The sequence below is a fragment of the Dorea phocaeensis genome, from assembly GCF_900240315.1.
Lineage (GTDB): Bacteria > Bacillota > Clostridia > Lachnospirales > Lachnospiraceae > Dorea_B > Dorea_B phocaeensis.
Genome location: NZ_OEPZ01000012.1, coordinates 1 through 2846, shown reverse-complemented (window position 1 = coordinate 2846; position 2846 = coordinate 1). Strand labels below are relative to the sequence as shown.

General features: G+C 35.1%; 5 protein-coding genes and 1 tRNA gene. All 6 read right to left on the bottom strand.

The window, feature by feature from the left end; translation table 11 throughout:
* Positions 1-6: 6 nt before the first annotated feature.
* A tRNA-Met gene (locus C0979_RS11780) sits at positions 7-80 on the bottom strand.
* Between the two features lie 47 nt (positions 81-127).
* Complete coding sequence (locus C0979_RS11775; RefSeq protein ID WP_101696167.1) at positions 128-703, bottom strand: hypothetical protein; 576 nt, start codon at positions 701-703, stop codon at positions 128-130.
* A 2-nt stretch (positions 704-705) separates the two neighbouring features.
* The gene (locus C0979_RS11770) at positions 706-1608 is read right to left on the bottom strand and encodes a DUF6731 family protein (RefSeq protein WP_101696166.1); all 903 of its coding nucleotides are present in this window, start codon (positions 1606-1608) and stop codon (positions 706-708) included.
* Positions 1609-1876: 268 nt separating this feature from the next.
* Positions 1877-2293: a sigma factor-like helix-turn-helix DNA-binding protein gene (locus C0979_RS11765; RefSeq protein ID WP_101696165.1), complete on the bottom strand. Its 417-nt coding sequence runs from the start codon at positions 2291-2293 to the stop codon at positions 1877-1879.
* Positions 2286-2663 (bottom strand): hypothetical protein, encoded by a 378-nt coding sequence (locus C0979_RS11760; RefSeq protein ID WP_101696164.1) that lies wholly within the window; start codon positions 2661-2663, stop codon positions 2286-2288. Before C0979_RS11760 ends, C0979_RS11765 begins: the two co-directional genes overlap by 8 nt.
* A partial coding sequence (locus C0979_RS11930; protein ID WP_159459885.1) for a hypothetical protein occupies positions 2660-2846 on the bottom strand: 187 nt, incomplete at its 5' end. The genes C0979_RS11930 and C0979_RS11760, both read right to left, overlap by 4 nt.

Here is a 2846-nt window from a genome sequence, read left to right as displayed (position 1 = left end):
TATTACTGGATACAGCAGGACTTGAACCTGCGACCGCCCGGTTATGAGCCGGATGCTCTCACCAACTAAGCTATGTATCCATATTTTTGCATGAGAAAAGCACCCCGGAGGGTGCCTCTTTATCATTTTATGTATCCTTGTTTTCATTTCTTAACATATCATTAATCTTTTGACGTTTATCATCGCTCAATTGATTTTTATATTTTTTCCCTTTGACTGGTTCTTTTTCTTCTAAAGCAAGACGCAACATTAAACTAATATATTTATAAGAACCACACACAAAATATATTAACAAAAACACACTGATAACACAAAATAACACATAAATCTTTAAAGGTATTACATCATGTGCATATAATATGCATATGACAATCACTTCACTTATACCACTAATTATGACATTTTTTACACTAGAGACAAAATACTTCGTATCTATATTGTTAATAAAATATGCAACCAATTTGCTTTTACTATTAAAAACCGTTGGAATCAGAATCCCAAATACACTAATCACAATGGATAAAAATGTTATAACCGCTGTCAACAACTCTCCATAATATTTAGAATTCCATAGATAAATCTTATATTTCCGACATACATATATCCCTACAACATCAACAATTATGGGTATTATGACATGATACTTTAAACTCCATATATCCTTAATATTTTTGGCTATTTTTTGAGTTCTCATTAAAATCATTCCTATCCTCTTAGAATCGAATATATCTTTACCTTACTTCCCTTCTCATCATATTTACTTATCATCTGACTAGTCATATAGCTAAAACTAAGTTCTCCTCTTGCTGGGATAACAAAATCAATTTTATCTGAATATATATTATTAAACAAATCAAACACACTTGATTTCTGGTCATCTGACAAAGTTATTCGTGCGGAAGAAATTGCCTCTTTATTTATTGGATTTCTTGCTTCATTAACAACTTCAACAATAGTCTCCTTTTCTAATTCATCCCCTCTGTTATATCCAAGTCCACATTCAATATGTGCTGTATAGCATTGTAACTGATTGCAAGCATCAATCACCTTATTAAAAAATCTCGACTTCCCCGGATTAAACTGACGTGTATTTGCGAATCTTACATCAATCTTTAAAGCATGGCCCTCCATCAAATGTTGCTCTGTTATTTCGTTATAAATAGGTCTAAAATAACAAAGATCCATACCATCATTAAATGAATTAATATAGCTCTCTAACCCAGAAACACCATAGCTACCTCTATTACATTGGACCATCACAACAGAATATTTGGGATCATAAAGCACCACTGTATTTCTCCCTATATATTCGTTTTCATCTAAATCTACATGTCTCGCTTCAGATCCTTTCTCTAAGATATATGTATTACTCAATATATCCAATCTCATAAAATTCAAAGCGTATAATGTATCGTTCAAGACAGGTTTGGCGTTTTCTAAACGTCCCTCAATTCCAGAAACTTCATGTACCTTATCTTCTAATGACAATTTACCAACCCTGCCTAACCACTCCACCAAATCATATAAATTCTCCGTATATTCATCACCATCGAAAGTACACAATTGGTAATACTGGTATTTTATTGATACTCTTTTCTTATCATTCATAGAATCGCCCCTCCGAAATCTCATAAAATCTTACCACTATAATATACCATTTTCTGACAATTATCAACAATTCCGGCAAGTATGAGTTCTTTGAAGGTAATACGATTATAGAACATTTGTTCTTATTATTCTATTGGCAAAGTACACAAAAATACACCCTGCATTTCTACAAGGTGTACTTCCTAAGATTTTATGATTTTTGAAGGAAGACTAGAAATAATTCTAGCTTTTCTAGAATAATTATAGCATACTTTTTTTGTTAATTGTGTTAATCTTTCAAATAGTTATTAATTATTTGAGAGATTCTAGAACGACTATATCTAACAATAATTGCTATTTCTTTCTGCTTCTTTCCTTCAATGTACGTAAGTTCAAATACCTGACGTGTAATGCTATCTGGTATTCCTGCTATAAACTCCTCTATCTCAGTTAATAACTTATCCACTTCTTCTTTACGCTTCTCTTTTATTCTGATTAACCGCTTTATCGCATCATTTTCCTTCGGTTCAGACATCTTCACCGTTGTCCGAACCTCCGTATACGGAAAATCTAAGCTGGATCCAGTTACTTTTCCAAGTACTTCCGGTATATTCTCCTGACGGACATACAACTTTTCTAACTTCTTATCAAGCATCTCCAATTCCTTTTTTAACGGTATGTACTGCTTCAGCTTATCCTTATCCATCAATATTCTCCCCCTCTTGCAGTCTTGGAACGTATACCCGATTCTCGTGATATTTTTCCACTTTCCTTACTTTCCCAATCAACTGCCCCATCTGATCAAGAACCTTTTTATGCTGCCCTACATTGAAGAACTGCACAATATCATCTGTTTCTTCGAAAATATCCTTGTACTTTCTTCGGTTCAATCTTGACCGATGGAGCTGCGTACATAACTTGCTGCGCTCCTTTGCTCTTGGTTCAAATTCAATCTCATGTAATAGATCCTGCTGGCGCTTGTCCTCTTTTGAAATCTCTTTTCTCGCCATTTCATTCAGTGCTTGGCATTCAATTACGAACCTAAGAAAAGCACGCAAGTTCTCTGACCCGTTCATGGCTCCATCTCCCTTTTTATGTCATATTTCTTCGCCATATATCCTACCGGATCCGTAAGCTGATACGGCGGTCTCCGGAAGCGTTCCCGTGCCTTGTCCGGTACCGCACACTCTTCCAGTTCTTCGTGATGCTGCACCTGATCCAGCTTCTGCTGATGCCGGTCCCTTCGTGCTTTATACATC